Here is a 23581-nt window from a genome sequence, read left to right as displayed (position 1 = left end):
CGTACAGCGGTCGGGACCGCGTACGGCCGTCGGACCACGTACCGCGGTCGGACCACGTACGGCGGTCGGAACCACGCACACCGGTCCGACCGGAACGGCCGGCAGAGCCGGTCGCGCCGGTTCCCATGGATTCACAGAGAGGACTCCACCCATGTCCACCACCGCGAGCACCACGGTGACCCTGGCCGATCTCACCCGGATGCTCCGGGAGAGCGCCGGCGAGGAGGAGGGCGTCGACCTGAACGGCGACGTCCTCGACACCCCCTTCATCGAGCTCGGCTACGACTCGCTCGCCCTGCTGCAGGTCATCGGGCAGGTGCAGCGCGAGTACGGCGTCCGGATTCCCGACGACGCCGTCGTCGACGCGGAGACCCCGCGGGCGCTGCTGGAGCTCATCAACGCCGGGCAGGCCACCCCCGCCTGACCCGGTCCCCGCGGCCGCCCCTCCGGCTCGGCGACGCGCCGGAGGGGGGGCCGCGACGTACCGCGTTCTCTTGTGCGTGTGCCATGCGTGCCACGTGTGTCGCGCGTGCCGCATAGCCGTCCGTGCCGCACAGCCGCCCGTGCGCGGCGAGCACCGTGCACGGGCGCGGAAGGAGGGTTTCCATGTCACGCTCCGCCCCCGGCCCCGCCCGGTCGCGCTGCTCTTCCCCGGCCAGGGCTCCCAGCACGCGCGCATGGCCGCGGGCCTCCACGGCCGCGACGCCGCCTTCACCGCCGCGCTCGACGCGGTGCTGGACCTCATGGGGGAGGACGGCCCGGAACTGCGTGCCGACTGGCTCGCCGCGGAGCCCCGTATCGGCGTGGACGACGTACGGCGCGGGCAGCCGATGCTGTTCGCCGTCGACTACGCCCTGGCCCGCATGGTGCTCGGCTGGGGCGTGCGGCCCACCGCGCTCCTCGGGCACAGCGCGGGGGAGCTCGTCGGCGCCGTCCTGGCCGGGGTGATGAGCCTCTCCGACGCCGTGGCGATGCTGCGCGCGCGGGTGCGCGAGGTGGCACGGCTGCCGGCCGGCGGCATGCTCGCCGTGGCGGCGGGCGAGGAGCGGCTGCGCGCGTACCTCACCGGGGACGTGGCGATCGCGGCCGTCAACTCCCGGCAGCAGACCATGCTGGCCGGCTCGGTGGAGCCGCTCGCGCGGGTCGCGGCGCGGCTGGCCGAGGACCGGGTCACCGCCGTGCCCGTGCCGGCCACGAGTCCCTTCCACAGCCCGGCGATGGACCCGGCCGCCGCGGCCCTGGAGCCGTTCTGCGCGGGGCTGCGGCTGCGGCCGCCGACCGTGCCGCTGTACTCCGGCTACACCGGCCGGCTGATGACCCCGGACGACGCCCTGAGCCCCCGGTTCTGGGCGCGCCAGCTGACCGACACGGTGTACTTCGGCCCGGCGCTGGAGGAGTTGCTGGCCGTCGACGACATGCTGCTGGTGGAGGCGGGCCCGCGGCAGACGCTGACCACGTTCGCGCGGCGCCACCGGGCCGTACGGCTCGGGGCGAGCGCGGCCGTACCGCTGCTGCCGGCCAAACCGGCGGGCCCCGGGGCGGACCGCGACGCGGCGCTCGCGGCGGCGGCGCGGCTGTGGACGGAGGGGTACGACCTGGACACGGAGGCGCTGGCGGGGCTGTGGCGGGAGCGGGAGCGGGGGGCCGCGGGGCGGTCCACCGGGTCTCCGGCGCCGCACCAGCGGGGATTGTCACGGTGCGAGGGCGCCGGGTGCCGCTGAGGAGATGCCCGTGGCACACCGGCGCCCAAGCGCGAAGCCTTTCCCGGACCACCGGTGCCCCGGACCGCCGTTTCCGACCGCCGTCCCGGTCCGGTGACCGTACCCCTGCCCCCGAGCCCCGGGGCCGCACGTGGTGAGCCGAAGACGCTGAAGACGCCGAAGACGCCGAAGATGCCGAAGCCGCGAAGTCGCCGAAGAAGGAGGCCCCTTGTGTCCCTGGCTGCCGTACTTCCCCTCCGGCCCTCGCCCGCGGCGCCCACCGTGCCCACCGTGCCCACCGCGTCCAGTGCCGCCCGCCCGGAGCTGAGGCTGGTCCGGGGCGTCGAGGAACAGGTGGTCGTCGTCGGCGGCGGCCAGGCCGGCTTCCAGGCCGTCACGTCGCTCCGGGAGAGCGGCTGGACGGGCCGCGTCGCGCTCGTCGCCGGCGAGGGGGTGCTGCCGTATCTGCGCCCGCCGCTGTCGAAGAGCTTCCTCATCGGGCCGGGGGAGTTCCGGGACGTCGCCCTGCGCCCGGAGTCGTACTTCGGCGACCACGGCATCGATGTCCACGTGGGGGACCGGGCGGTGGCGATCGACCGCGCGGAGGGGCGGGTCGTGCTGGCGTCGGGCCGCAGGCTGCCGTACGACCGACTGGTGCTGGCGCTGGGCGCCCGCCCGCGCCCGCTGCCGGTGCCGGGCGCGGCCCTCGACGGCGTCCAGCCGCTGCGCAGCTTCGCGGACGCGGCGGCCCTGCGGCACCGGCTGGCGCCGGGCCGCCGGCTGGTGGTGATCGGCGGCGGCCTCCTCGGGATGGAGACCGCGGCGGCGGCCCGCGTCCAGGGCGTGGCGGTGACGGTGGTCGAGGCGAGGGAGCGGGTGATGGCCCGGTCGGTGTCGCGGGAGGTGTCCGCGTATCTGACCGCGGAGCACGCGCGGAACGGGGTGACGGTGCTGGTCGGCCGGCGGGTGACGGCGCTGGCGGGGGACGCGCGCGGCCGGGTTCGGGCCGTCGAACTGGCCGACGGCACACGGCTTCCGGCCGATCTCGTACTGATCGGCACGGGGGTGCTGCCGGACACGTCCCTGGCGGCCTCGGCGGGCCTGGCGGTGGGGGACGGCATCCTGGTGGACGAGTATCTGCGGACGAGCGACCCGGCGATCCACGCGATCGGGGACTGCGCGCGCTTCCCCAGCCGCCAGGCGGGCGGCCACATCCGGCTGGAGTCGGTCCAGAACGCGATGGACCAGGCCCGCTACGTGGCGGCGGGCATCTGCGGCCGCCCGGAGCCGTATGTGACGGTGCCGTGGTTCTGGACGGACCAGTACGCGGTGAAGGTGCAGATCGTCGGCATGTCCGCGGGCCACGACCGCGCGGCGGTCACGGGCGACCCGGCCACGGGCCGCTTCTCGGTGCTCTGCTTCCGGGGCCACCGGCTGGTGGCGGTCGAGTCCGTCAACCGCCCCGCGGACCACATCCGCGCCCGCCGCCTCCTCTCCCGCCCGGCGGAGACCGCGCCCGCGACAGCGGCCCGCGCGCCCGGGCGCCTTTTCGGAGAGGCGCTTGGCGCATCCCGCGTGTGCGTGGCCGAAACGAAGCGAGCCCCCACCCGTTCTCGCAGGTGAGGGCCGGTTTGCGCCCCCGGCAGGACTCGAACCTGCGGCCAAGCGCTTAGAAGGCGCCTGGCGTATGTAGTGGCGGTACCTGTTTGACCTGCGGCTTCTCGGTCGGAGAGGTTCGCGGACGGCGAGCTTCTCCGCCAGTTCCCCGGGAGCCGCTGCGGCCCGCGCCCTCCGATGCGGCAACTGTCCACTGCTGCCCGCGCCCGCGGGGCGACCCCACCCAGTAACATTCCTAGGTGGTCCTGGTGTTTGGTCAGCACGCCGTTGAGATGGCGCGGACGCCAGGAGGATGAAAACGGGAGGTCGCGTGCCGCAGGTCAGTCCGCGGGGTACGTACTTGCAGATCTCGGAGTCCCTGCGTCGGAAGATCGAGAAGGGCAAGATCAGCGAAGCGTTGCCCTCCGAGGCGGAGCTGATGCACACGTACGGCGTGGGGCGATCCACGGTCGGCCGGGCTCTCAAGGTCCTCAAGACTGAGGGTGTCATCGAGTCGGTGCAGGGGGCCGGCTGGTACGTGGCAGGGACCGGGGACCGGCGTCCGCTTGTCGACAAGGTGACGGACCTCCTCCGGTCCGATGGCGTCGCCGTGGGTGACACCTTCCCCTCCGAGAACGAGCTCTGCCAGCGGTTCGACGTCTCCCGCACCGCCGTGCGCTCGGCGATCGCCCAGTTGGAGGGCCGCGGGCTCATCGTGATGGGACCGAACCGCCGGCGCCAGGTTCGCGCCCTGCCTGACGACAGCAGCACCTCGTAGCCTTGGTGGCCATGAGCCCCACTGAGCGCGCCTACGATCTCGCCGAATCGCTGCTGTCCGAGCCGCTCCCGCGGCGCTGGTCGCACTCCCTCGGAGTGGCTGAGCGGGCTCGTTCCCTTGAGCCGATCCTGGGCAGGGACGCCGCGGTGATGGAGGCGGCCGCCGTTCTCCACGACATCGGGTACTCGCCTCGGATCGCCACCACAGGCTTCCACCCGCTCGACGGCGCACGCTTCCTCCGTGACCAGGAAGGCGTGGACGATCGTGTCGTACGCCTCGTGGCCCATCACTCCTGCGCCCTCTTGGAGGCCGAGGAGAGGGGGCTCCGCCGGGACCTCGAGACCGAGTTCGAGTTGGAGCGCCCGGAGCTGGTGGACGCGATGCTCTTCTGCGACATGACCACGACCCCCGACGGTGGCCGCACATCCTCCGAAGCCCGGGTGTCGGAGATCCTCGGGCGGTACGGGCCCGACACGATCGTGGGGCGCTTCATCCAGCGCGCCGCGCCCGAAATCCACGCGGCCGTGCGGCGGGTCGAGGAACGGCTCGACGCGAATCGGGAAGTCTCTCAACCGATGTAGGGCGCAGTACGTGACTCGTCCAGGCCGTGAGCGATGCGGAGCCGCATCGACGGGTGGATGTCGAGTTTTTCGAGGTCCGCTGGGGGGACCCAGCGGACCTCCTTCGATTCGGAGCTGGTGCGCAAAGTGCCAGCGACCGGCCGGGCGTGGAAGCAGATGGAGAACTGTTGGCGAACTTCGCCATCGTCGTACGCCATAACGTGTTGTGGGTCTGTATACAGACCCACAACGTCTTCGACCACCACTGAGATGCCGGTCTCCTCCTCGACCTCGCGCACGACTGTCTCTGCAATGCTCTCGCCGACGTCGTGCCCACCGCCCGGCAGGGCCCACAGATCGTTATCAGTCTTGTGGATAAGCAGGAGATGCCCCTGTTCATTCCGGACGATGGCCGTGACGGACGGCACGACTGAATTGGCCGCCGGGGCGTTCGGATCACGGAAGTAGTCAGTACGGCTCATGATGTGCTGCCTTCATAGTCGGTGGGCGAAGTGATGGTGCGGGCGCTTTCCCATACGCGCTCCACGCTCTCTGCGTAGGTGTCGAACAGCTCGCCTCCTGGAACGCGTTGAAGATGGAGCACTGGCGCCAGGTAGGCGCCGACGCCATAGACGTGCCCGTTGGCCAGTAGCTCTTCATCCGCCCGGTAGATGGAGTTGTAGAGCGTGGTTCTGTGAAGGCGGAACTCAACCTTGGGTAAGCGAAATAGCGGCGCGTAATTCAGTAAGGCATTGCGGATCTTTGCCGCCATGGCTGTCCCGATGCCTTCGTCGTCCCCGCGGACGGCGACGGCAGCACTGCTCGGGTCGCCCATCATGAAGCGGACAGGTACGCCGGCCGCTGACTTCTCCCGTACGAGTCGATGGAACCGCGGGTCCTCCGTGAGCCAGAAGCCCGAGTACACGAGCACGTCGAAGTGTTCGGTAGCCCTGGAGTAGAGCTGCGTCCAAGCCTCTTGTGGCACGACCGAGCGGTGGGGATAGACCTTCAGCACCTCGGAGTCGCTGGAGGCGGTGACCTCTTCGGCGGTGCGCTCTTCCGGCCAGAGGTAGGAGACCTCGTGCCGTAACAGCGATGCTGCGGCGTACTGAAACCTCCGATACGGCTTGCGCTTCGGCTCGGAGATCCAGCGCTCAACGGTCTTGGGAGAAACCCCGAGGCGCTCCGCGACCTGGTCGAGCGTGAGCCCACTCTCCACAATCGCCCCGCGTAACCGCTCGTTCGCCATACGACCTTCCCTGTCCGGGACGTCCTGGGACGACTTCGACTGTAGCGAGCCGGACGCAAGTCGTACATGCGCGGAGTCCAACGTCCCGGCCTTCGACGCCAAGCTGGTCATGTCGCTGGCCGATGGCGGCAGGGCCTAGATCCAAAAACCCGAGGGTTGACGAGACGGGCTGGACCTGCCACGGTGAGAGGCATGTAATACATGCATCGCTTTGGCGGTGCGCGCACGACAAAGGCGGCCCTGAGAGGGGCTGAGGGCACCGGACACCCTTGGCAACCGGATGGCTTAGACCGAAAGGTCACGTCTCCATGCGCCTGAAAACGGGAGCGCGCTCCCGGAAGGAGACACAGCTCAGCGTTCAGCACTTCCGCCGCGGCGACCGCGCTGCGGCCGGCTGCCTCCTCCGCCCGTCCGGCGCTTTCGCGCTGAACGGGCCGGGGTGAGGGGAGCCGCTGAAAACAGCTCCAACGCGCGACGGCCCCGCCGGGTTGCACCACCTGGCGGGGCCTGGACTTCCCACCTATCAGAGCTAGGAGGGTGATCCTCCATGGATCGTATCGATCTGCCCGCTGCTCGCGCCAAGCTGACCCAGAACGAGAGCGATGCGTTGCCCTTGCGCATGTACATCAGCGTCAGCCCCGTCATGGATGCCGCCGAGTTCGTCGAGCTGCACCTCGGTATCGACCGGGAGCTGTTTCGCGGCCCCCTGGGGCCCGAGCGGCGCCAGGAGCGGGCGGCGCGGCTGGACGTGGCCCGCGAGGTGATCGCCGATCTGGCCGCCGAGGGGGCGGCTGGTGACGAGATCGCTGCTTGGGACGCGCTGTACGCCGACGCGCTGATGCGCACCGTGCCCTTCCTGCATGCCACCCGCCGCACCGAGCCCACCGTGGCCGGCCGTGACGACACCGGGGTGGAGGCGGCATGAGCCAGATCTTGCACACGGTGGCCGCGGCTGCTCCGCTGGCGGCCGGCTGGTCGCTGCACGGCCTCTTCCTACGGCGCCGGCTGACGGCGGCCCGCACGGACCCGCTCTCGGGGTTGCTGCGCCGCCCGGACTTCCAGGCGCGGGCCGGTCGGGTGTTGCGCCGGGGCCCGGCCGCGGTGGTCCTGGTCGACCTTGACGGTTTCAAGCAGCTCAACGACACCGCGGGGCATGCGGCCGGGGACGCGGTGATCCGTGAGGTGGGCACGCGGCTAGCCGAATGGAGCGAGGACCAGGGGCCCGCCGCCCGGCTGGGCGGGGACGAGTTCGCCGCGGCCGCGCGCCTGGCGGACGTGCGGGACCTGCCCTGGCACCTGAACGACCTGCACGCCTGGCTGTGCGAGCCGATCCGCATCGAGGGCGGGCCGGTGTCGGTGGGCGCCTCCATCGGCGCCCAGTGGCACCACCCCCGCCACGGTACAGCCGACCTGTCCGTCATGCTCCGGCGGGCGGACGAGGCGATGTACGCCGTCAAGCGCGCCGGCGGCGGCTGGTCGATCGCCGATGGCCGGGAGCCGGTGATGGCCACGGTCAACGGCCGCCGCGCCGGACGGCCCGGCACCACCACAGTGTCGGGGGGTGCCCGGTGACAGCGCTGCGCCATCACCTCTACCGCGCCCTTCACCCGCGCCGCTACCGGCAAGGCCAGCTCGCCGAACAGCGCCACCAGATCCTCGACCACCCGCCCCTGGTGCCCCCGGACTACCCCGCGGCGCCCAGCCGTCGAAACGCCTCGGTTGGGCGCGAGCCGGGCGGGCCCGTCGGCGGTCTGGGGGCGGCGCTGTGAACCGCTCTCTGACGCCTGTTGAGCAGATCGCTGCTCTGCGGCGGCTCCAGTCGCGCCTGACGTGCGTGCTGGTTGTGGTGGCGTTGGTGGCGCTGGTCTTCACCGCGACGAACGTGACGCTCTTCGCGATCGATCACCACGTCTCGCCGTGGATCGCGTGGCTGTTGGACCCGATGGTGGCGCTCGCGCTCGGAGCGGGTCTCATCGCTGACGGACGGCTCTCCGAGCACGGGGTGCACCCCTCGGGCTGGGCGTCGGCCTTGCGCTGGTTCGCCGGCGTGGGCACGTGGCTGATGAACTGCTGGAGCGCCCTGTGGCCGGCCGGCGCGCCTTTCGGTGTGCCGCGTCAGGTGGACCCCGCCGCGCTGGTCCTCCACTCCGTTCCACCCGTGCTGCTGATCCTCCTGGCGGAGGCGATCAGCCACTACCGGCGGGCGATCCTCGCCCGCATCGGAGATCTTCAGCATGAGGTGGACGCCGCCGACGCCCGGGTGGACGCGCGGGTGGAACGGGTGGAAGACGCCGGTTTCCCCCCGGCTTCCGCCCGCGGCCTCACCGCCCCTGCTGCGCTGGCGCCCCGGGCTGCGGGGTCTGCGGGGGTGGGGCGTTTGTCGCTGGTCATCTGTGGTGGAAGCCGGGTGCATACCCCGCTCGTTCCACCGTCTTCCTCCTCGTCCGCTCCGCGGGGCGAGCGGGTGGTGAAACTCCCGGCCGAGGAGGCCGCGCGGATCATCCGCGCGTGCTGGGTGGAAGGGGCCACGATCCCGGACGCGGCCCGGCGTTCCACCCGTTCCACCTCCTACGTCCACAAGGTCTACAAGCAGCTCGAAGACGAAGGCGTGGCCCGCCGGCCGCGGCTGGTCGCCGTGCCCGACGGACAGCGGCAGGGGGCGGGGGTGATGTCGTGACCTCCCCTGCGTTCAGCCGGTGCTTCGACCCGTCCGGCGCCCGCTACGGCATCCCCACCTACCCGTGGAAGCTCGCCCCGGAAGGGATGGCCACCCGCCGGCAGCTGCGGGCCCGGGGTTTACGGCCCGGTGGCCAGCCGGTCGCCGCGCAGGTGATGTACCGCTCACGGCGGCGCAAGTCCGGCGCGGCGGTCGCCTACCTGTACCGCGTCGAGCTTGCCCAACCGGTGCGGCCGATGACCGCGCGCAAGTGGGGCGCGCTCGCGCTGGCGATGCTCGCCCGCCGCACCTGCCCCCAATGCCGCAGGGACGCCGGATACGTCATCCCCACCTCCCTCGGCACATGCGTGACCTGCGCCTATCCCGACACGCAGCACGCCCCCCAGTCAGCTGTCGACCCTCTTGGAGTGCCCGCATGAGCACATCTCCTGCCACGGTGCGCGAGCAGAGCAGTACCGCGTCCACGCTCGCGCGCATGCTCACCGAACTGCCGGGACTGCCGGCCGCGGACTACAGCGTCGGCACCCTCGTCACCCCCACACAGGTGGTGCGCGGGATCGGCATCGCCCTGCACGGGCCCGGCTCCTTCCAGGCGTTCGAGACCTGGCGCGAAGCGCTGAACATCGCCGTCGACCAAGTCGACCACCGCGAGAACGCCGGCGGGGGCTACCAGGTGCTCAGCGCCCTCGGGTCCTACGCCGACGTGCCCGTCCACCTGCACGCCTTCGCCAACCGGTAGCCCGGCCGTAGGTGCCGACACCGCACCGCTTTTCGACCCCCGTACCCGCCCCTGGAGGACATCGTGACCACCCAGACCGACCACAAGGAACAGACCACCACGGCCGCTTCCACGCCGCAGGGAAGCCACCACTGGGTCATGACCGTGGAGATCCCGGGCCGCGTGACATTCACCGAGTACGGCACATGGACGCCGCCGGCCGGCGCCACCCGCCACGACGCGTTCATGTCCATCAAGAAGCACATGGCGGTGGACCACCCGGAGCTGGCCAACGCGAACGTCATGTACTTCGCGCTGGAGCGCAACGAGCTCTGAGCCGCTCGACAACGCCGCCGCGGGGTCCGGCCGCCCACCTTCCACAGCCAGCGGCCGGGCCCCGCTCTTCCTTCGCGAAGGAGTGCTCTCAGCATGTCCGATGTCATTGCGGACCCGGTAGTCCCCGGGTCTGCCGCCGTCTCTCCGGCGGAGGGGGCCCCGTCGCCGCCCGCTCCTGCCTCGGCCGAGGAGGCATTGGTGCCGGGGCACACGCCCGGTGGGTTCCCCGTGGTGCCGCTGGCGGTGTCTGGGGCGAACACCACGGTCGGGTTGCTGTCGTCGGCTGCGCTGGCCGGTGGACCGGTGGCCCTGGTGGTGGCCGCAGCCGGTATGGCGGCGGTGGGGGCCGCCGCCGCTGCTGGCAGCCGTCGGCGCACCACCCGTAGGGAGGGGAAGGGGGGCTCGGGTAGTCGCCGATCGTCTGGTTCGCCTCGTTCGGTTCGCTCCGGCTGGGGCGGGTCGCGGGCCGCAGGCTCTCGTGCGGGTTCTCGTTTCGCCGGTACGGGCTCGGCTGGCGGCCGTGGCCGTGCTTTTGGCAGGGCAGGAAAGACCCCGTCGGGCCATCTCCGTGGCGGCCGGTCTTCTCGTACGCCTGCCGGCCGGCATGCGGCACGAGGGGTCGTGGGCGGCGGCGGGCTTAGCCGGTCCGGTGCCGGGCGCCGTAGTGCTTCGGCCTCGCGCCTGGGCGGGTGGAACGCGACACCCCGGCATGCGGGCGGCCGAGGCGGGTTGGGGAGGGTGCGGGCGGCCCGCGCGCACCCGGCGCCTTCCCGGTCGGCAGCGCGGGCTCGGATGTCTGCGGATCGTCGCCGGGTGGCGGACGCCCGTCGGGCGGCTCGGGCCACGGCCCGTGGGGCCAGGGCGTCGGCGCGGGGCCCGTTCGGCCGCGGTCTCGCCCGGGGGATGACGAAGGCTGCGGCGGCGCGCGACGCGGCGGTGGGCCGGTCGCGTGCAGCGCGGGACACGAGGAACGCGCGGTCGCTTGCGGCCAAACGGTCGGCGGTGCGTAAGGCCCCGGCCCGCCGCCGGGCCCGCCGGGCGCTGTGGCGCTCGGCGGCGCGCATGCAGGGACGCCGGCTGCTGGCGGCTGCGCTGGGTGGCGCGGTGGGGTTGGCCGGTCTGGTCTCGACCCCGCTGGGCCGTCGGCTGGGCCTGCCGGGCCTGATGCATCCCGGTCGGCGCCTGTACCGGCGCCTGATGGGCCAGGCCAGGACCGATCGCGATGCCCGCGACACCGCGATCCGCGAACGCCGCCGGGCGGAGGAAGCCGCCGCCGACAGCGCGGCCGCCGGCGACCGGCTGGAGGTGAGGGACCGGGTCGAGCGCCCCCGCGGCCTGGCTCCGTGCACATCCACCACCACATCCAAGGAGGTCATGCACGTGTCTGGATTCCGCTTCGAGGAAGCCGCCGCCGAGATGGAGAGCGCTGCCCGCACTTACGACCCGGACGACGGCATGGAGATCCTGGCCATGGTGGAGAACCTGCCCGAGGCCCTGACCTCGATAGCCAGCACCTTCCGCATCCTGGCAGAGCGATCGGACCGCGAGTTCCCCATGGAGAAGGCGGTGGCCGACGGCTTCGACGACATCCACCGCACCCTCTTGGCCGCGGTGGATGCCGCCGCCGACCTGGGCCCGCTCTTCCGCCGTGTCCACGAACCCGACATCGCCCGCCACGAGGACCCCCGCAACGGCCCCGAGGCCGAAAAGAAGTGGAACGTCTGATGCCCGGCTCGACCACGTCCTCGGGCCGCCGCGCCACACGGGGGCGGGAAGCGGGCGACAAAGGGCCGGTGTGGGACTGGGCCGCCGGCCACGGACCGGTCACCGGCGCTGTGTCCGCCGCCACCGGCGCCTTCGCCGTCGCCACCACCGGCGCGGCCACCTCCATGCCGCCGAGCTGGGCCCTGGCCGTCGGTGCCGCCGGCGCGATCGGTCACACCGCCGCAGGGCTGCGGCTGCGTAACGCGGGCCGTACCCTGGCTGCCCGAGCCGCCTCGTGGCTGGTGGGCGCCGGATGGACCACATGGGCCATCACCCACGGCCCGCTCACCTGGGCCGCTCTCGGCTCCCTCGCCGCCATCGCCGTAGGCATCGGCACCGCCGCCCACTCCACCGCCCTGTACGAAGAGGCCCGTGAGGACGAAGCGCTGTCCGCGGCCGAGCGCCAGGTGGCGCGAGAGCTCTCCGCGGAGCGGCGGGCGATCGCGGCCGAGTGGGTGGAGCGCATCCAGCGCGTGTGCGGAATCAGCGTGCGCGTGCTGGCGGTGGACATGTGGCCGGCTGGCACCGGCTTCACCCTGGATGCCGAACTCCCGGCCGGCGGCGCCACCTACCAGCAGATCCGCAAGGAATCGCCCCGGCTGTCGGCCGACGCCCGCCTGCCGCACGGCTGTGCCGCCATCGCCCACCCCGGAATCCACCAGGGTCGCGTCCTGGTCGACGTGACCACGGCCAACGTGCTGGAGGAGGAACGCGCTTACCCCACCGACTACGGGCCGCTGTCCCTCCACACCGGCGTCCCCTGGGGCTACCGCTCCAACGCCGAGGAGATCCGCACCTACCTGCGCGAACAGTGCGCCCTGGTGGTCGGCCCCACCGGCTCGGGCAAGACCAACATGGTCCACGTCATCCTCGCCGGCCTGGCCCGCACCACCGACGTGCTGACCTGGGTGATCGACCTGAACGCCGGATCGGCCGGGCTGCCCTGGGTGCTACCGGCGCTCAGCCACCCCAGCGGCAGCGTGCGACCGGGCATCGACTGGCTTGCCTCCACCCACAGTGAAGCCCTGCGCATGCTCGACACGGCGCTGCGCATCGCCCGCCACCGCAAAACGGCCTACCAGGACCTCCTCGCCCGCGAGAACACCGATCTCCTCCCCGTCAGCCCCTCGATCCCCCAAATCATGCTGGTGGTCGACGAGGGCGCGGAGATCCTTGCCAGCACCGACAAGAGCATGCGCCTCCTGGCGGACAGACTCCTGGAGGTCATCCGCATCGCCCGCGCCATGGGCGTGCGCACCATCCTCACCGCCCTCGGCGCCACCGGCTCCGTCCTGGGCAACCTCATGATCCGTCGGGAGGCGAAAGTCCGCGTCGCGCTCACCGGCGGTGAGACCGAGGGCATGGACCTGTCCAAGCTCTTCCCCGACTCCCGTGGCCTGCGCGTCGAACACGCCCCCTACAAGGGCTCCGGATTCCTCGCCACCCCCGAGTCGCCCGCCGCTCCGTTCAAGTGCTGGCGCATCCTGCCCAACCAGATCCGGAACATCGTCGCCGCCACCTCCGCCCGCCACCCGGTGCTCGACCCCATCTCCGCCCACGCCGCCGGGACGGCCTACGCCGAGCGCTGGAACGCCGAGCGCATCGCCTGGATGCACAGCTCCACGCCCCTCACCCCCACCAGCGCGCACAAGCCCCCAGCGGACGCTGGCCCGATTCGCGACGGGCTCAACCTGAGCGCGCTACGCGACCGCCCGGACAGTGAAGCGGACGACCTGGCCCGCAAGCTCATGCGCGAGATCGACGACCACTTCGGCACCACCGCCGAACCCACCCGGCCCTCGCGCGCGGACCGCCCTCCGCACGAAGGGCTGAACCTCTCCGCCCTACGCGACAGCCCCGCCCACACCCCCGCCCCGGAGGCGACCGACAGCGAGCAGAGCCGGGACAAGGGGCCGGACTGGCTCGCCGAGGCGCTCGACGCCATCGAATCCGCCGGCCCCATCGGCATGAAACCGTCCGCCATCGCAGAGCTGGTCGGCAAGGACCGTAAGACCGTCCGCACCGCCCTCCAGGCAGCCGTGGACCGCGGAGAGCTCACCTACCGGGAGAACGGACCGCACTCGGTCTACATCCACCCCGACCACACCTGAGCCCATCACGCTCAGCTACCGGGTAGTGGGGAACGGGGCGCTCCCCACTACCCACTGGACACGCCAACGCGCCCCCTAAGCGCCTGCCATCAGCGCTCCCTACTGGGGCCCCAGTACCCACTACCCAGTAGCCACGCCCCACTGCGAACACACACCGTAACCATCAGGTGCCCGCCGACCACGTCCGAAGCGGGCGCCCCTTTGCCCTGGAGCAAGGCTTCGCACCCTCTGACGGGAGACCGCGTTGGCCCTGACACTGTCCGCCGTTTTCGTCCTCGGCATCCTCACCATCGCCGCCATCCGCGCCCGCGCAGTCAGCGTCCCGACCGCGATCGCGGTGTTCCTCTTCGGCTTCTTCACCGCCGGCACCGGAGCCGCCGCCCCGATCACGCGACTGTGCACGGCCCTCATCAAAGCCCTCCAAAACGTCACCTGACAGGAGAGGAACGCATGCGCCAACGACCCTTGCCCGACGCGCGGTTAGGCGGCATAGCGCCGCACATCAGCGCCGACGCCTACCGCCGCGCCGAAACCACCGGCCAACCCATCGTCATCGTCGCCCCCACCGCAGACCCCACCCGCGCCCCCCGGCACTGGCACCGGCTGCTGATCCCCTTCGTCATCGCCGGAGCCGCCGTGGCCGGCGGCTGGGGCCTGGTCGCCGCCCTCTGCATGCTGCTCGACGCAGCCGCCCACACCGCCACCGTCATCGCCGCCGCGGCCGGCCCCATCGGCGTCGGGGGCATCGCCTTGACACTCGCCCGCTCCAAGCACTGAGGGGAGACACCGGCATGTCCTTCGGAGAGACCCCGATCACCCTGGTCGGCAACCTGACCGGCGACCCGGAGCTGAAGTTCACCGACTCCGGCGCCCCGCTCGCCAAGTTCACGATCGCCGTCACCCCGCGCGCCTTCGACCGCACGACGAACCAGTGGAAGGACGGCACCACCGCCTTCTACCGCTGCACCGCCTGGCGCACCCTGGCCGAACACGTCGCCGACAGCCTCACCAAGGGCTCCCGCGTCGTCGCGGCCGGCCGGATGCGCCAGCACGACTGGACCACCCCGGAGGGCGAGAACCGCTCCATGCTCGCCGTCGAGATCGACGACATCGGCGCCTCCGTCCGCTTCACCACCGTCCAGATCAGCGGCAAGCGCCCCACACAGAGCCCGACCGCCAACGCGTGGGACACGCCCGGCAGCAACGCGGCCGCGGACGCCCAACCACCGTTTTAGCTCCGCTATGGCCGCGCTTGGGCCACTGCTTACGCCCGGGACGGGCGCCTCTCACCACAAGACCGCGCCCGCCCCGGCTCCCCGTCCCTTCGCAGAAACAGGAGAGCCTTCGTGCTGACCTTGACCGACCTGTTCTGTGGCGCCGGTGGTTCCTCCACGGGTGCCATCGCGGTACCCGGCGTACGGGTGCGCATGGCCGCCAACCACGCCCGGCACGCCGTCGACACCCACCAGGCCAACCACCCTGATGCCGACCACGACTGCGCCGACCTCTCCCAGGTCGACCCGCGCCGTTACCCGACCACAGACCTGCTGTGGGCATCGCCGGAGTGCACCAACCACTCCATCGCCAAAGGCCGTCGACGCGGCCACGGCGGGCACACCGACGGACTGTTCGCCGAGGACGGGGCCGATGAGGTGGCGATCCGCTCGCGGGCGACCATGCACGACGTACCCCGTTTCGCCGAAGCCCACCGCTATCGGGCAATCATCGTGGAGAACGTCGTGGACGCCTACTGGTGGGGGCCCGAGCAAGCACCCGGGGCAGCGTTCCAGGCGTGGCTGGCGGCTCTGCACGCCTGGGGCTACGAACACCACATCGTGTGGCTGAACTCCATGCATGCCGCCCGCTTCGGCCCTGCCGCGCCACAGTCCCGCGACAGGATGTACGTGGTGCTGTGGCGCACGGGGGAGAAGCGACCGGACTTCGACAAGTGGACCCGCCCCCAAGCCACCTGTCCCACCCACGGGCGCATCAGGGCCATGCAGGCGTTCAAGCGGCCCGAGCGGCGCTGGGGCCGCTACGGCCGCCGCGCCCAGTACCTGTGGCGCTGCCCCCGCACCGCGTGCCGCAACACGGTCGTGGAGCCGGAGGTACGACCCGCGGTGGAGGCCATCGACTGGACCCTGCCCGCGGCGGCGATCGGGGAGCGCAAGCGCCCGCTGGCGGCCGACACCATGCGCCGCATCCGGGCCGGCTTCACCGCGTTCGCCGAACCCCTCGCGGTGCCCGTGGAGGGGCGGGACGGCAAGCGCGCCGCACCTGCCTCCGCGCCCCTGCGCACCGTGACCACCCGCAACGAGACCGGGCTGGCCCTGCCGCCGTACATGGTGGAGCTGCGCGGCGGCGGCTCCTCCCACCGCGCCATCAGCAGGCCGCTGGCCACCGTGACGGCCGGCGGCAATCACCACGGCCTCGTGACCGCCCCGGACCTGGTGGTGCCCTACTACAGCAACGGCACCGCCCGCCCGGCCGCACAGCCCCTGCCCACGGTGACCACCGTGGACCGGCACGGCGCCCTGTACGGCGGAACGGTCACCTCGCTGGAGGAATGCCGCTTCCGGATGCTCGAACCCCACGAGTACGCCGCGGCCATGGCCTTCCCCGACGACTACCGGCTCCTGGCCCGCGACAAGCGCACCCGCGTCCTGATGCTCGGCAACGCCGTCACCCCGCCGGCCGCCCGAGACCTGGTGGCCATGGTCACCGAAGCCATCACCGGCGAAGACCTCGAACCGGCCGCCTGAACACGCCCGGGGCGGGCGCCTCTCACCACAAGACCGCGCCCGCCCCGGCTCTCCGTCCCTTCGCAGAAACAGGAGAGCTCCCAGCATGACATCCGACCGCACCACCACGCGGCCTCCTGCCACGAATCCAGGAGAAGACCTCCTACGGACCGCCGTCGAGCTCGCGGAGGCCGGTGTGCCGGTGCTGCCGCTGCGGGAAGGGAAGTTGCCGGTGGGCAACTGCCCCTCCTGCTCGGGCAACACCTGCGGCGGCCGACCTCACATGAAGGGCGCCGGCGCCTGCCGTTGCCCGGCCCCCTGCCACGGCTGGGCCGCCGCCACGGCCGACACCGACGTCGTCACCTCCCCGGCGTGGGCTCCGGCTTGGCGGGAGGCCCGCACGGTCGCCTACCACCCCGCCGGCGCCGGGCTGACCGTCGTGGACCTCGACAACGCGGCGGCCGTCGCGTGGGCCCGCGAGACCCTGCCGGCCACCCGCACGGTGCCGACGACGCGCGGCGAGCACTGGATCTACCGGGGGACCATGCGGTCGCACAACGCGGTGCGGCCCGGCGTGGACATCAAGTCGTTGATGTCCTACGCCCGGTGGCTCGGGCCCGGCACCGGCACCATGAGGGACTTGCCGTCGGCCGTCCGCGCGCTCGCGGTGAGGGAAGAGACCACCCCCGCCCCGGAGCGGGGGAGGGGGGTGGCCTCTTCACCACCCGAGCCCGTCACCTGGAACCCGGCCGTGGCCACCGGCTGCCGGCACACCGAGCGGTACGTGCGCGCCGGCCTTGAACGCGGACTCGCCAAGGTGCGCTCCCGCACCGAAGCAGGCGCCGCATCACAGGCGTTCGGCGTGGCCCGGTTCCTCGCCGGCCAGCATGCCCAGTGCCCCGGCCCATGCGGGCTGAACGTCATCGGCGAGGAGATCGTGGCCGCCGCGGTCTCACTCGGGGTGCCCGAGCCCTACGCGCAGCGCGCCGTTACCAACGGCCTGAGCGGAACGGGGGCGGCATGACCACCAACCGCTCCGCTCCGGCTGACTGCCGCGCCCACGAGCCGGACGCCGCCGCCCCGGCCGCACCACCACCTCCAGCGGGCGCCGAAAAGGACGCCGCCCGTAAGGGCGTCCTTTCAGCTCGTCCGCGCGCGAAGCGGTTCCCGGCCGACGAGGCGAGCCACAGCTCCGAGGACCCCACGCCCGCCACGCCCGGCATCCGCATTTACGCCCCGCCGGCCTACCGCCACCACTGGGACGGCGCCCGCTGGTCCAAGCGCTACGGCGACACCCCCACCGCCGCCTACGCCTGCACCTGCGGCCACACCGCCACCGCCACCGGCGACCGCGCCGTGGCCGACCTGGTCAACGACTACGAGGCGCACAAGCACTTCTGCACCGGCCGGCCCGCCGCCCTCGCGGAAGGGAGGGCCGCCGCGTGATCGCCATCGACGGAGCGGCTGTGCTGGACGAGGTGGAGGCGTTCCACCGCCGGTTCAACGTCTTTCCCACCGACGACGCCTACATCGCGGTCGCGCTGTGGGACGCCCACGCCCACCTTCTCGACTGCTTCGACTCCACCCCGCGGCTCGCGTTCCTCTCCCCCGAGCCGGGCTCGGGCAAGTCCCGCGCCCTGGAGATCGTGGAAACCCTCGTGCCCCACCCCATGGTCGCCGTGAACGCCTCCCCGGCCGCCCTCTTCCGGGCGGTGTCCGGCAGCCAGGGACGGCCCACGATCCTCTTCGACGAGATCGACACCGTCTTCGGCCCCAAAGCCGGAGACAACGAAGAACTCCGCGGCTTCCTCAACGCCGGACACCGCCGCTCCGGAGTCACCTACCGGTGCATCGGTGACGGCGGCAACCAGACCGTGCAGGCGTTCCCCTCGTACTGCGCGGTCGCGGTGGCCGGGCTCGGCTCCCTGCCCGACACGATCCTCACCCGCTCCGTGATCATCCGCATGCGCCGCCGGGCACGCAACGAGAAGGTGGAAGCCTTCCGGGCCCGCATCCACGAGGCCGAGGGCCACGCACTCCGTGACCGGCTCGCCGCCTGGGCCGAACAAGCACGAGGCTTCGTGCTCGGTGCCTGGCCCGAGATGCCCGACGGAGTCACCGACCGGCCGGCGGACGTGTGGGAACCCCTGCTCGCCGTCGCCGACGCCGCCGGCGGCCCCTGGCCGGACCGCGCCCGACAGGCATGCACGAGGCTGGTCAAAGCGGCGCAGACCACCGACAAGCACAGCCTCGGTATCCGGCTGCTCACCGACCTGCGCGACCACGTGCTGATCGGCATCGACCGTCTCCCCACCGTCGCCATCCTGGACCGGCTCAACGCCCTGGACGACGCCCCGTGGGCCGACCTGGACGGCAAGCCGCTCGACAACCGGCGCCTGTCCCGGATGCTCGGTGAGTACATGACCGCCGACAACGAGCCCATCCGCTCCCGGAACATCCGCACCGTCGGCGGAGTCCTCAAAGGCTTCGTCGCCGCCGACCTGGAAGACGCGTGGGCACGCTACTGCCCCCCTCCTCAGGACTGCGCTACAGCCGCTACGCCGCTACAGCCCAGCTCAGACCCCGTAATCGTGTAGCGGCACCGAAGCGTGTAGCGGCTACGCCCGCCACCCGGCACCGCGGGCGTAGCCGCTACACGCCACCCCTCCGCTACAGAAAACCGACCGCTGACCTGCGCTGTAGCGCTGTAGCGGCTGTAGCGGACTTCCCAGAAGGGGGCGAACCGGGTCGGGCCCCGGCTCGCCCCGGCATTTGGCCCACGGCGGGCAGTGGCGCACCTGGTGAATGACGCCCCCGCCCCGGACCTATGGATGAGAGGAGCACGCGGTGACGACGGCCGCGTATCGCTCGCAAGACGACATGCTCACGCTCGCAGAGGTCTGCAGAGAGCTGAAGATCTCACGCTCCACCTTCTACGACTGGCGGCAGAAGAAGCGCGCCCCGCGGTGCATCAAACTGCCCAACGGTGACCTGCGGGTGCGGAGGAGCGACCTGAACCACTGGCTGGACAACCGCGAGGACGCTGCCTGATGGACGGCTCGACGTACAACGTCAAGATCTGGAAGACGTCGGTCTACAAGGGCAAGCGCAAGACCACGCACACGGTCCGCTGGCAGCTGGACGGCAAGGAGTGGCGAGCGCCGTTCGACACGAAGGCGCTCGCGGACTCCTTCCGCTCGGAGCTGGTCAGTGCCACGGGGCGCCCCCTCACGAACCAGTCCAAGGCAAGCACGGTGAGCTGGTACGACTTCGCCGTTCAGTTCGCGGATACCCAGTGGGAGGAGACCGCGGGGAACAGCAGGAAGAACACGGCAAAGGCGCTCATGGCGACCACCGTCGCGTTGCTGCGCAGGCAGCCGACCGCCTTCCGACCGGTTGACCTGCGTACCGCCCTGCGGGAGTACGCCTTCAACAGGCGCCGGCGGGAAGAGGCGCCTGCCGAGGTGGCCGTGATCCTTAAGTGGGTCGAGCGCAACACGCTGTCGATGGCCGCGTGGGAGGACTCGGACAAGGTGGACCAGGTCCTGCGTGCGGTCAGTACGAGGTTGGACGGTAAGCGGGCGGCAGCCTGGTCGGTGAAGCGGACTCGCAGGATTTTGAACGTGGCCATGGAGTACGCGGTCAAGCAACGGATCTTGCTCGCCAACCCGCTGCCGAAGGGTAGGGGCACGACGCCCTCCACTTCCCAGACGCTGGACCGACGCTCTCTCATCCATCCGTACCGGATGGCGCGCATCCTGGCGCGCATCCGCCGCCGTCCCCGTGGTGGCCGCCGGCTGCACGCGTACTTTGCCACGATCTACTACACCGGCCCGCGCCCGGAGGAAGCCGCAGCGCTGTACGTGGACGACTTCCTGCTGCCTCCCGAGGACGCGGAGGACCAGTGGTGTGACGTCGTGATCCACACCGCGATTCCGGAGGTCGGGAGGAACTGGACGGATGACGGAGAGATCCACGAAGAGCGCGGACTGAAGGGGCGAGCCGAAGACGAGACCCGCGTGGTGCCGGGGCCTCCAGCACTGACAAAGATCATTCGGGAGCACATCAAGGAGGAAGGTCTCAAGCCGGGGGACCGGATGTTTCAGGGCGAGAAGGGCGGCATCATCGCTGGTTCCGTCGTACGTCGGGCTTGGCGGTCCGCCCGGAAGGCTGAGCTGACCGAGCGCGAGTTCGAGTCCCCGATGGGCAGGCGGATTTACGACATTCGTCACACCCGGCTGACGAAGTGGCTCAACGACGGCAACCCGCCCGCGCAGGTGGCCTACTGGGCGGGGAACAGCGTGGCCGTCCTGCTGGCCTTTTACGCCGGGTGCATCGAGGGGCAGCTGCCGGAGCTGAAGCGCCGGATGGAGGCGCAAGGGGACCTTCCGGAGCTCCCTCTGGAGGCCTGAGGCGCCCCCGGGAAACTTCTCCGCGTATTCACCGCAGACACCCGCAGAAACCCGGCGACAGCCGGACGGCGCCGGACTCCTCCGCGATCACCGCGAGGCGGCCCGGCGCTCTTCGGCATTGGGTCAGACCCGCTCTGACCAGCAAAAAGGCCCTCCTTAGGGAGGGCTGTGAAGTGCGCCCCCGGCAGGACTCGAACCTGCGGCCAAGCGCTTAGAAGGCGCCTGCTCTATCCACTGAGCTACGGGGGCCGGATGGTGGCCGCGGCTACCGGAGCCCGGGGGTCCGTGACCTTGCCGGGGACAAGGATAGGGCTCCGGATGCCTCGTCCCGGTTGCTTCACCTCCGTGGCACGTTGTGGAGGTTCGGTGAAGCGGTCCCGATAATCGCAGGCAGGTGCGAATCTTGCAGCTTTTTTCACGCCCCAGGCGTCGGGTGTTGTGCACTCGTTATGCCTGAGCCGCTGGTGCCACGCCCGTTACCGCATTGCTCCGACCGGCGCGCAGGGCCGCCATACGCTTCAAAAAAGCGACAGAATTGGGCATTCTTCGCATGTGGCGACCTTGGACGTACGGCCTCAACTGCTCGACGCACTGTCCGCACTGCGCGACCGTGTCGCTGCCGCGCGCTTTCCGCTGTCGCTTCCCGGCGCCGCCCGCGCACGCGGCGACCAGCTCGAGCTCCTCGCACAGCTCGACGACTATTTGGTGCCCCGTCTGCGCGCCCCTGAAGCCCCCTTGCTGGCGGTCATCGGCGGGTCGACCGGCGCGGGGAAGTCCACGCTGGTCAATTCGCTGGTCGGCCGCCCGGTGAGCGAGGCCGGGGTGCTGCGGCCCACGACGCGTACGCCCGTCCTGGTCTGTCACCCCGACGATCACCACTGGTTCGCCGGCCCCCGCGTCCTGCCGCAGCTCACCCGGCTCTGGACCCCGCACCGCGAGCTCGCCCCCGACGACGAACTCGCCGACGACGAGTGCGAGGCCGAGGAGGAGACCGGCCCGGCGTTGCGGGTGGAAACGGCGGAGACCCTGCCCCACGGACTGGCCCTGGTGGACGCGCCGGACATCGACTCCCTCGTCGCCCGCAATCGCGATCTCGCCGCCGAGCTGATCTGCGCGGCCGACATCTGGGTGCTGGTCACGACCGCCACCCGCTACGCCGACGCCATGCCCTGGAACCTGCTGCGCGCGGCCAAGGAGTACGACGTCACCCTGGTCACCGTGCTCGACCGGGTGCCCCACCAGGTCGTCACGGACGTCTCGCGTCAGTACGGCGCGATGCTCGACAACGCGGGCCTCGGCGACGTCCCCCGCTTCACCATCCCGGAGCTGCCCGAGTCGGCCGGGAACGGCAGCGGGCTGCTGCCCGCCAGCGCGGTCGCCGGACTGCTGGAGTGGCTCGTCCAGCGCGCCCAGGACCCCATCGCCCGGGCCGTGGCCGTCGCCCGTACCGCCTACGGGGTCATCGATTCGCTGAACTGTCGACTGCCCGCCCTCGCCGCCGCCTCCGCCGCCCAGCACGCGACAGCACTGCGGCTGGCCCACTGCGTGGAGGAGGCCTACGGGGAGGCGCGCGAACGGGTGGAGGGCGAGGTCGCGGACGGCGGGGTGCTGGCCGGTGACGCGCTGGCCCGCTGGCGCGGCTTCCCGGAGGACTGCGGCCCGGCGGAGCTCCTCGACGCCCTGACCGACGGCCTCACCGCCCTCCTGTGCTGCGCCGTGGCCGGCGCCGACGAGCGCACCCTGCGGGCGTGGCGCGCCGACCGGGCCGTGAGCGCGACGGCGCCCGGCGCGGCCGCCACGGACGGCGGGGCGCACGCGTCGGACGCCACCGGCGGCCCAAGCGGCGGTACGAGCCGCTCCGGCGCCCCCGGGGCGCCCGGCGCGCGGGGCCTCCCCGGCGCCCAGGGCCGCTCCGCCGCCTCCGGGGCCCCCGGCGTCCCCGGGCCCCTCTTCGGCGCCGCCCTGGAGCCCGCCCCCGACGTCCTGGCCGAGGTGGCGAGCGCCGGAGCCGCCCCGGGCGCGCCGCACCGGGGCCGCGGGGGGCTGCCGGGGCTCCTGGGCGGCCCGGGGGCCCGGAGCGGCCCCGGCGCCCCGGGCGGGGCCGACGGCTCCCGGCTCTCGGACACGGAGGAGCGCATCGGCATGGCCGTACGGCGCTGGCGCCGCGCTCTGGAGGACCTCGCCGACGAGGAGGCGCGCGCGGCGGACCGCGGCACGGTGGCCGACCCGGACCGCGCGGCCGCCCTGCTGGCCACCGTTCTGTTGGGCGGCCGCCGGGGCCGCACGGCCGGCGAGTCGCTGGCGGACCTCCTGGGCGCGCCGGTGGCGGTGCGGCTACAGGAGCGCGGCGCCCGGCTCCTGACGAGCTGTGTGGAGCGCGTGCTGAACGGCGAACGCAATCTGCGGCTCACTCCCTTGGATGCCTTGGACGTCACCCCCGAACACCAGGTGCGCATGATCGCCGCGCTGTCCGTACTGCAGAAGGAGAGGTGACGGGCGTGACGTCTGGCGCCGACCGCCCCGGTGACTCCGGGTCCGCCTCCGGGGCTCCGGACGGCCGTGACGACCCCGGATCGAGGTGGCCGGCCGACGCGCCGGAAGCGGCCGGTCCACGGGCTCCGGGGGCCCAGGAGGACGACCCGGGCGCCGGCCCGGGCCCGGCCGCGTACGAACCCTCCGGTCCCGGCCCGGCCGCGTACGAGCCCTCCGGTCCCGGCCCGGCCGCGTACGAGCCCACCGCGCCGGGCTCGACGCCGTACGACTCCGCCACCTCCGGCCCGACGCCGTACGAGCCCCCTGACCCTGGCCCGATGCCGTACGAGTCCACCGCGCACGACCCCGGCCGGACGCCGTACGAGCCCACCGCGCCGGGCCCCACCGCGCACGACCCCGGCCCCGCCTCGCCCACCGGCTTCACCCCCGGCAGCGGCCCGCTCACC

The 23581-nt window shown here is 72.2% G+C and carries 26 protein-coding genes, 2 tRNA genes and 1 pseudogene; 25 read left to right on the top strand and 4 right to left on the bottom strand.

The annotated features are described in order from the left end of the window. Positions 1–151 precede the first annotated feature (151 nt). From ACSNOD_RS02455 to ACSNOD_RS02445, 3 genes are all read left to right on the top strand, one after another. Complete coding sequence (locus ACSNOD_RS02455; protein WP_436765022.1) at positions 152–424, top strand: acyl carrier protein; 273 nt, start codon at positions 152–154, stop codon at positions 422–424. A 139-nt stretch (positions 425–563) separates the two neighbouring features. After that, the gene (locus ACSNOD_RS02450; RefSeq protein ID WP_436765021.1) at positions 564–1721 is read left to right on the top strand and encodes an acyltransferase domain-containing protein; all 1158 of its coding nucleotides are present in this window, start codon (positions 564–566) and stop codon (positions 1719–1721) included. 270 nt (positions 1722–1991) lie between these two features. After that, positions 1992–3323 carry an NAD(P)/FAD-dependent oxidoreductase gene (locus ACSNOD_RS02445; protein WP_436765020.1) on the top strand — a complete coding sequence of 444 codons (1332 nt, stop codon included), beginning with the start codon at positions 1992–1994 and terminating at the stop codon, positions 3321–3323. A gap of 11 nt (positions 3324–3334) precedes the next feature. Here ACSNOD_RS02445 and ACSNOD_RS02440 read toward each other — a convergent pair. Continuing rightward, a tRNA-Arg gene (locus tag ACSNOD_RS02440) sits at positions 3335–3418 on the bottom strand. A 209-nt stretch (positions 3419–3627) separates the two neighbouring features. Between ACSNOD_RS02440 and ACSNOD_RS02435 the strand changes: the two genes are divergently transcribed. Together ACSNOD_RS02435 and ACSNOD_RS02430 are read left to right on the top strand one after the other, a co-directional pair. Beyond that, the gene (locus ACSNOD_RS02435) at positions 3628–4074 is read left to right on the top strand and encodes a GntR family transcriptional regulator (protein WP_436765019.1); all 447 of its coding nucleotides are present in this window, start codon (positions 3628–3630) and stop codon (positions 4072–4074) included. A gap of 11 nt (positions 4075–4085) precedes the next feature. After that, a complete protein-coding gene (locus ACSNOD_RS02430) occupies positions 4086–4655 on the top strand; it encodes an HD domain-containing protein (protein ID WP_436765018.1) in 570 nt (189 codons plus the stop codon). Here ACSNOD_RS02430 and ACSNOD_RS02425 read toward each other — a convergent pair. Beyond that, complete coding sequence (locus tag ACSNOD_RS02425; protein ID WP_436765017.1) at positions 4643–5116, bottom strand: NUDIX domain-containing protein; 474 nt, start codon at positions 5114–5116, stop codon at positions 4643–4645. The two genes, ACSNOD_RS02430 and ACSNOD_RS02425, sit on opposite strands and share 13 nt — an antisense overlap. Next, the gene (locus ACSNOD_RS02420; protein WP_436765016.1) at positions 5113–5883 is read right to left on the bottom strand and encodes a helix-turn-helix domain-containing protein; all 771 of its coding nucleotides are present in this window, start codon (positions 5881–5883) and stop codon (positions 5113–5115) included. Before ACSNOD_RS02420 ends, ACSNOD_RS02425 begins: the two co-directional genes overlap by 4 nt. A gap of 619 nt (positions 5884–6502) precedes the next feature. On the opposite strand from ACSNOD_RS02420, the gene ACSNOD_RS02415 reads away from it, so the two are divergent. The 18 genes from ACSNOD_RS02415 (at position 6503) to ACSNOD_RS02330 (ending at position 20642) form a co-directional block, all read left to right on the top strand. Next, positions 6503–6808 (top strand): hypothetical protein, encoded by a 306-nt coding sequence (locus ACSNOD_RS02415; protein ID WP_436765049.1) that lies wholly within the window; start codon positions 6503–6505, stop codon positions 6806–6808. Next, positions 6805–7455, top strand: a complete 651-nt coding sequence (locus ACSNOD_RS02410) for a GGDEF domain-containing protein (RefSeq protein WP_436765015.1) — start codon at positions 6805–6807, stop codon at positions 7453–7455. The genes ACSNOD_RS02415 and ACSNOD_RS02410 overlap by 4 nt, the downstream gene beginning before the upstream one ends. Further along, positions 7452–7652, top strand: coding sequence for a hypothetical protein (locus ACSNOD_RS02405; protein WP_436765014.1), 201 nt, complete (start codon positions 7452–7454; stop codon positions 7650–7652). The genes ACSNOD_RS02410 and ACSNOD_RS02405 overlap by 4 nt, the downstream gene beginning before the upstream one ends. After that, positions 7649–8560 (top strand): hypothetical protein, encoded by a 912-nt coding sequence (locus ACSNOD_RS02400; protein WP_436765013.1) that lies wholly within the window; start codon positions 7649–7651, stop codon positions 8558–8560. Before ACSNOD_RS02405 ends, ACSNOD_RS02400 begins: the two co-directional genes overlap by 4 nt. Then, complete coding sequence (locus ACSNOD_RS02395; protein ID WP_436765012.1) at positions 8557–8979, top strand: RRQRL motif-containing zinc-binding protein; 423 nt, start codon at positions 8557–8559, stop codon at positions 8977–8979. Before ACSNOD_RS02400 ends, ACSNOD_RS02395 begins: the two co-directional genes overlap by 4 nt. After that, complete coding sequence (locus ACSNOD_RS02390; protein WP_436765011.1) at positions 8976–9299, top strand: hypothetical protein; 324 nt, start codon at positions 8976–8978, stop codon at positions 9297–9299. The genes ACSNOD_RS02395 and ACSNOD_RS02390 overlap by 4 nt, the downstream gene beginning before the upstream one ends. A 63-nt stretch (positions 9300–9362) precedes the next feature. Continuing rightward, positions 9363–9614, top strand: a complete 252-nt coding sequence (locus ACSNOD_RS02385; protein WP_436765010.1) for a hypothetical protein — start codon at positions 9363–9365, stop codon at positions 9612–9614. A gap of 903 nt (positions 9615–10517) precedes the next feature. Then, the gene (locus ACSNOD_RS02380) at positions 10518–11339 is read left to right on the top strand and encodes a hypothetical protein (RefSeq protein WP_436765009.1); all 822 of its coding nucleotides are present in this window, start codon (positions 10518–10520) and stop codon (positions 11337–11339) included. Next, positions 11339–13489 (top strand): hypothetical protein, encoded by a 2151-nt coding sequence (locus ACSNOD_RS02375; protein WP_436765008.1) that lies wholly within the window; start codon positions 11339–11341, stop codon positions 13487–13489. Before ACSNOD_RS02380 ends, ACSNOD_RS02375 begins: the two co-directional genes overlap by 1 nt. Positions 13490–13733: 244 nt before the next feature. Next, entirely contained in the window at positions 13734–13925 is a 192-nt protein-coding gene (locus tag ACSNOD_RS02370) for a hypothetical protein (protein WP_436765007.1), read from the top strand. A gap of 14 nt (positions 13926–13939) precedes the next feature. Further along, complete coding sequence (locus ACSNOD_RS02365) at positions 13940–14266, top strand: hypothetical protein (RefSeq protein WP_436765006.1); 327 nt, start codon at positions 13940–13942, stop codon at positions 14264–14266. A gap of 14 nt (positions 14267–14280) precedes the next feature. Beyond that, positions 14281–14724: a single-stranded DNA-binding protein gene (ssb, locus tag ACSNOD_RS02360; protein ID WP_436765005.1), complete on the top strand. Its 444-nt coding sequence runs from the start codon at positions 14281–14283 to the stop codon at positions 14722–14724. A 111-nt stretch (positions 14725–14835) separates the two neighbouring features. Then, on the top strand, positions 14836–16251 hold the full coding sequence (locus ACSNOD_RS02355) for a DNA cytosine methyltransferase (RefSeq protein ID WP_436765004.1): 1416 nt from the start codon (positions 14836–14838) through the stop codon (positions 16249–16251). An 85-nt stretch (positions 16252–16336) separates the two neighbouring features. Then, positions 16337–17254, top strand: a complete 918-nt coding sequence (locus ACSNOD_RS02350; RefSeq protein WP_436765003.1) for a bifunctional DNA primase/polymerase — start codon at positions 16337–16339, stop codon at positions 17252–17254. Next, positions 17251–17676: a hypothetical protein gene (locus tag ACSNOD_RS02345; protein WP_436765002.1), complete on the top strand. Its 426-nt coding sequence runs from the start codon at positions 17251–17253 to the stop codon at positions 17674–17676. Before ACSNOD_RS02350 ends, ACSNOD_RS02345 begins: the two co-directional genes overlap by 4 nt. Beyond that, on the top strand, positions 17673–18827 hold the full coding sequence (locus tag ACSNOD_RS02340) for a DUF3631 domain-containing protein (RefSeq protein WP_436765001.1): 1155 nt from the start codon (positions 17673–17675) through the stop codon (positions 18825–18827). The genes ACSNOD_RS02345 and ACSNOD_RS02340 overlap by 4 nt, the downstream gene beginning before the upstream one ends. 250 nt (positions 18828–19077) lie before the next feature. Beyond that, the gene (locus ACSNOD_RS02335; RefSeq protein ID WP_436765000.1) at positions 19078–19281 is read left to right on the top strand and encodes a helix-turn-helix transcriptional regulator; all 204 of its coding nucleotides are present in this window, start codon (positions 19078–19080) and stop codon (positions 19279–19281) included. After that, complete coding sequence (locus ACSNOD_RS02330) at positions 19281–20642, top strand: tyrosine-type recombinase/integrase (protein WP_436764999.1); 1362 nt, start codon at positions 19281–19283, stop codon at positions 20640–20642. The genes ACSNOD_RS02335 and ACSNOD_RS02330 overlap by 1 nt, the downstream gene beginning before the upstream one ends. Positions 20643–20818: 176 nt before the next feature. Here the strand turns inward: ACSNOD_RS02330 and ACSNOD_RS02325 are convergent. Beyond that, positions 20819–20891, bottom strand: a tRNA-Arg gene (locus ACSNOD_RS02325). Between the two features lie 312 nt (positions 20892–21203). On the opposite strand from ACSNOD_RS02325, the gene ACSNOD_RS02320 reads away from it, so the two are divergent. Together ACSNOD_RS02320 and ACSNOD_RS02315 are read left to right on the top strand one after the other, a co-directional pair. Next, the gene (locus ACSNOD_RS02320) at positions 21204–23135 is read left to right on the top strand and encodes a dynamin family protein (RefSeq protein WP_436765048.1); all 1932 of its coding nucleotides are present in this window, start codon (positions 21204–21206) and stop codon (positions 23133–23135) included. Positions 23136–23140: 5 nt separating this feature from the next. Beyond that, positions 23141–23581, top strand: a pseudogene (locus tag ACSNOD_RS02315) (hypothetical protein); the annotation flags it as partial.

Source organism: Streptomyces sp. URMC 123, assembly GCF_051386515.1.
Lineage (GTDB): Bacteria > Actinomycetota > Actinomycetes > Streptomycetales > Streptomycetaceae > Streptomyces.
This window is presented reverse-complemented; position numbering and strand designations above follow the sequence as displayed.

Bases quoted from the DNA above. Each gene is read 5' to 3' on its own strand.
- ACSNOD_RS02455 (WP_436765022.1), top strand. From the start codon at position 152: ATGTCCACCACCGCGAGCACCACGGTGACCCTGGCCGATCTCACCCGG.
- ACSNOD_RS02430 (WP_436765018.1), top strand. From the start codon at position 4,086: ATGAGCCCCACTGAGCGCGCCTACGATCTCGCCGAATCGCTGCTGTCC.
- ACSNOD_RS02425 (WP_436765017.1), bottom strand. From the start codon at position 5,116: ATGAGCCGTACTGACTACTTCCGTGATCCGAACGCCCCGGCGGCCAAT.
- ACSNOD_RS02420 (WP_436765016.1), bottom strand. From the start codon at position 5,883: ATGGCGAACGAGCGGTTACGCGGGGCGATTGTGGAGAGTGGGCTCACG.
- ACSNOD_RS02415 (WP_436765049.1), top strand. From the start codon at position 6,503: ATGTACATCAGCGTCAGCCCCGTCATGGATGCCGCCGAGTTCGTCGAG.
- ACSNOD_RS02410 (WP_436765015.1), top strand. From the start codon at position 6,805: ATGAGCCAGATCTTGCACACGGTGGCCGCGGCTGCTCCGCTGGCGGCC.
- ACSNOD_RS02390 (WP_436765011.1), top strand. From the start codon at position 8,976: ATGAGCACATCTCCTGCCACGGTGCGCGAGCAGAGCAGTACCGCGTCC.
- ACSNOD_RS02380 (WP_436765009.1), top strand. From the start codon at position 10,518: ATGACGAAGGCTGCGGCGGCGCGCGACGCGGCGGTGGGCCGGTCGCGT.
- ACSNOD_RS02375 (WP_436765008.1), top strand. From the start codon at position 11,339: ATGCCCGGCTCGACCACGTCCTCGGGCCGCCGCGCCACACGGGGGCGG.
- ACSNOD_RS02365 (WP_436765006.1), top strand. From the start codon at position 13,940: ATGCGCCAACGACCCTTGCCCGACGCGCGGTTAGGCGGCATAGCGCCG.
- ssb (WP_436765005.1), top strand. From the start codon at position 14,281: ATGTCCTTCGGAGAGACCCCGATCACCCTGGTCGGCAACCTGACCGGC.
- ACSNOD_RS02350 (WP_436765003.1), top strand. From the start codon at position 16,337: ATGACATCCGACCGCACCACCACGCGGCCTCCTGCCACGAATCCAGGA.
- ACSNOD_RS02345 (WP_436765002.1), top strand. From the start codon at position 17,251: ATGACCACCAACCGCTCCGCTCCGGCTGACTGCCGCGCCCACGAGCCG.
- ACSNOD_RS02330 (WP_436764999.1), top strand. From the start codon at position 19,281: ATGGACGGCTCGACGTACAACGTCAAGATCTGGAAGACGTCGGTCTAC.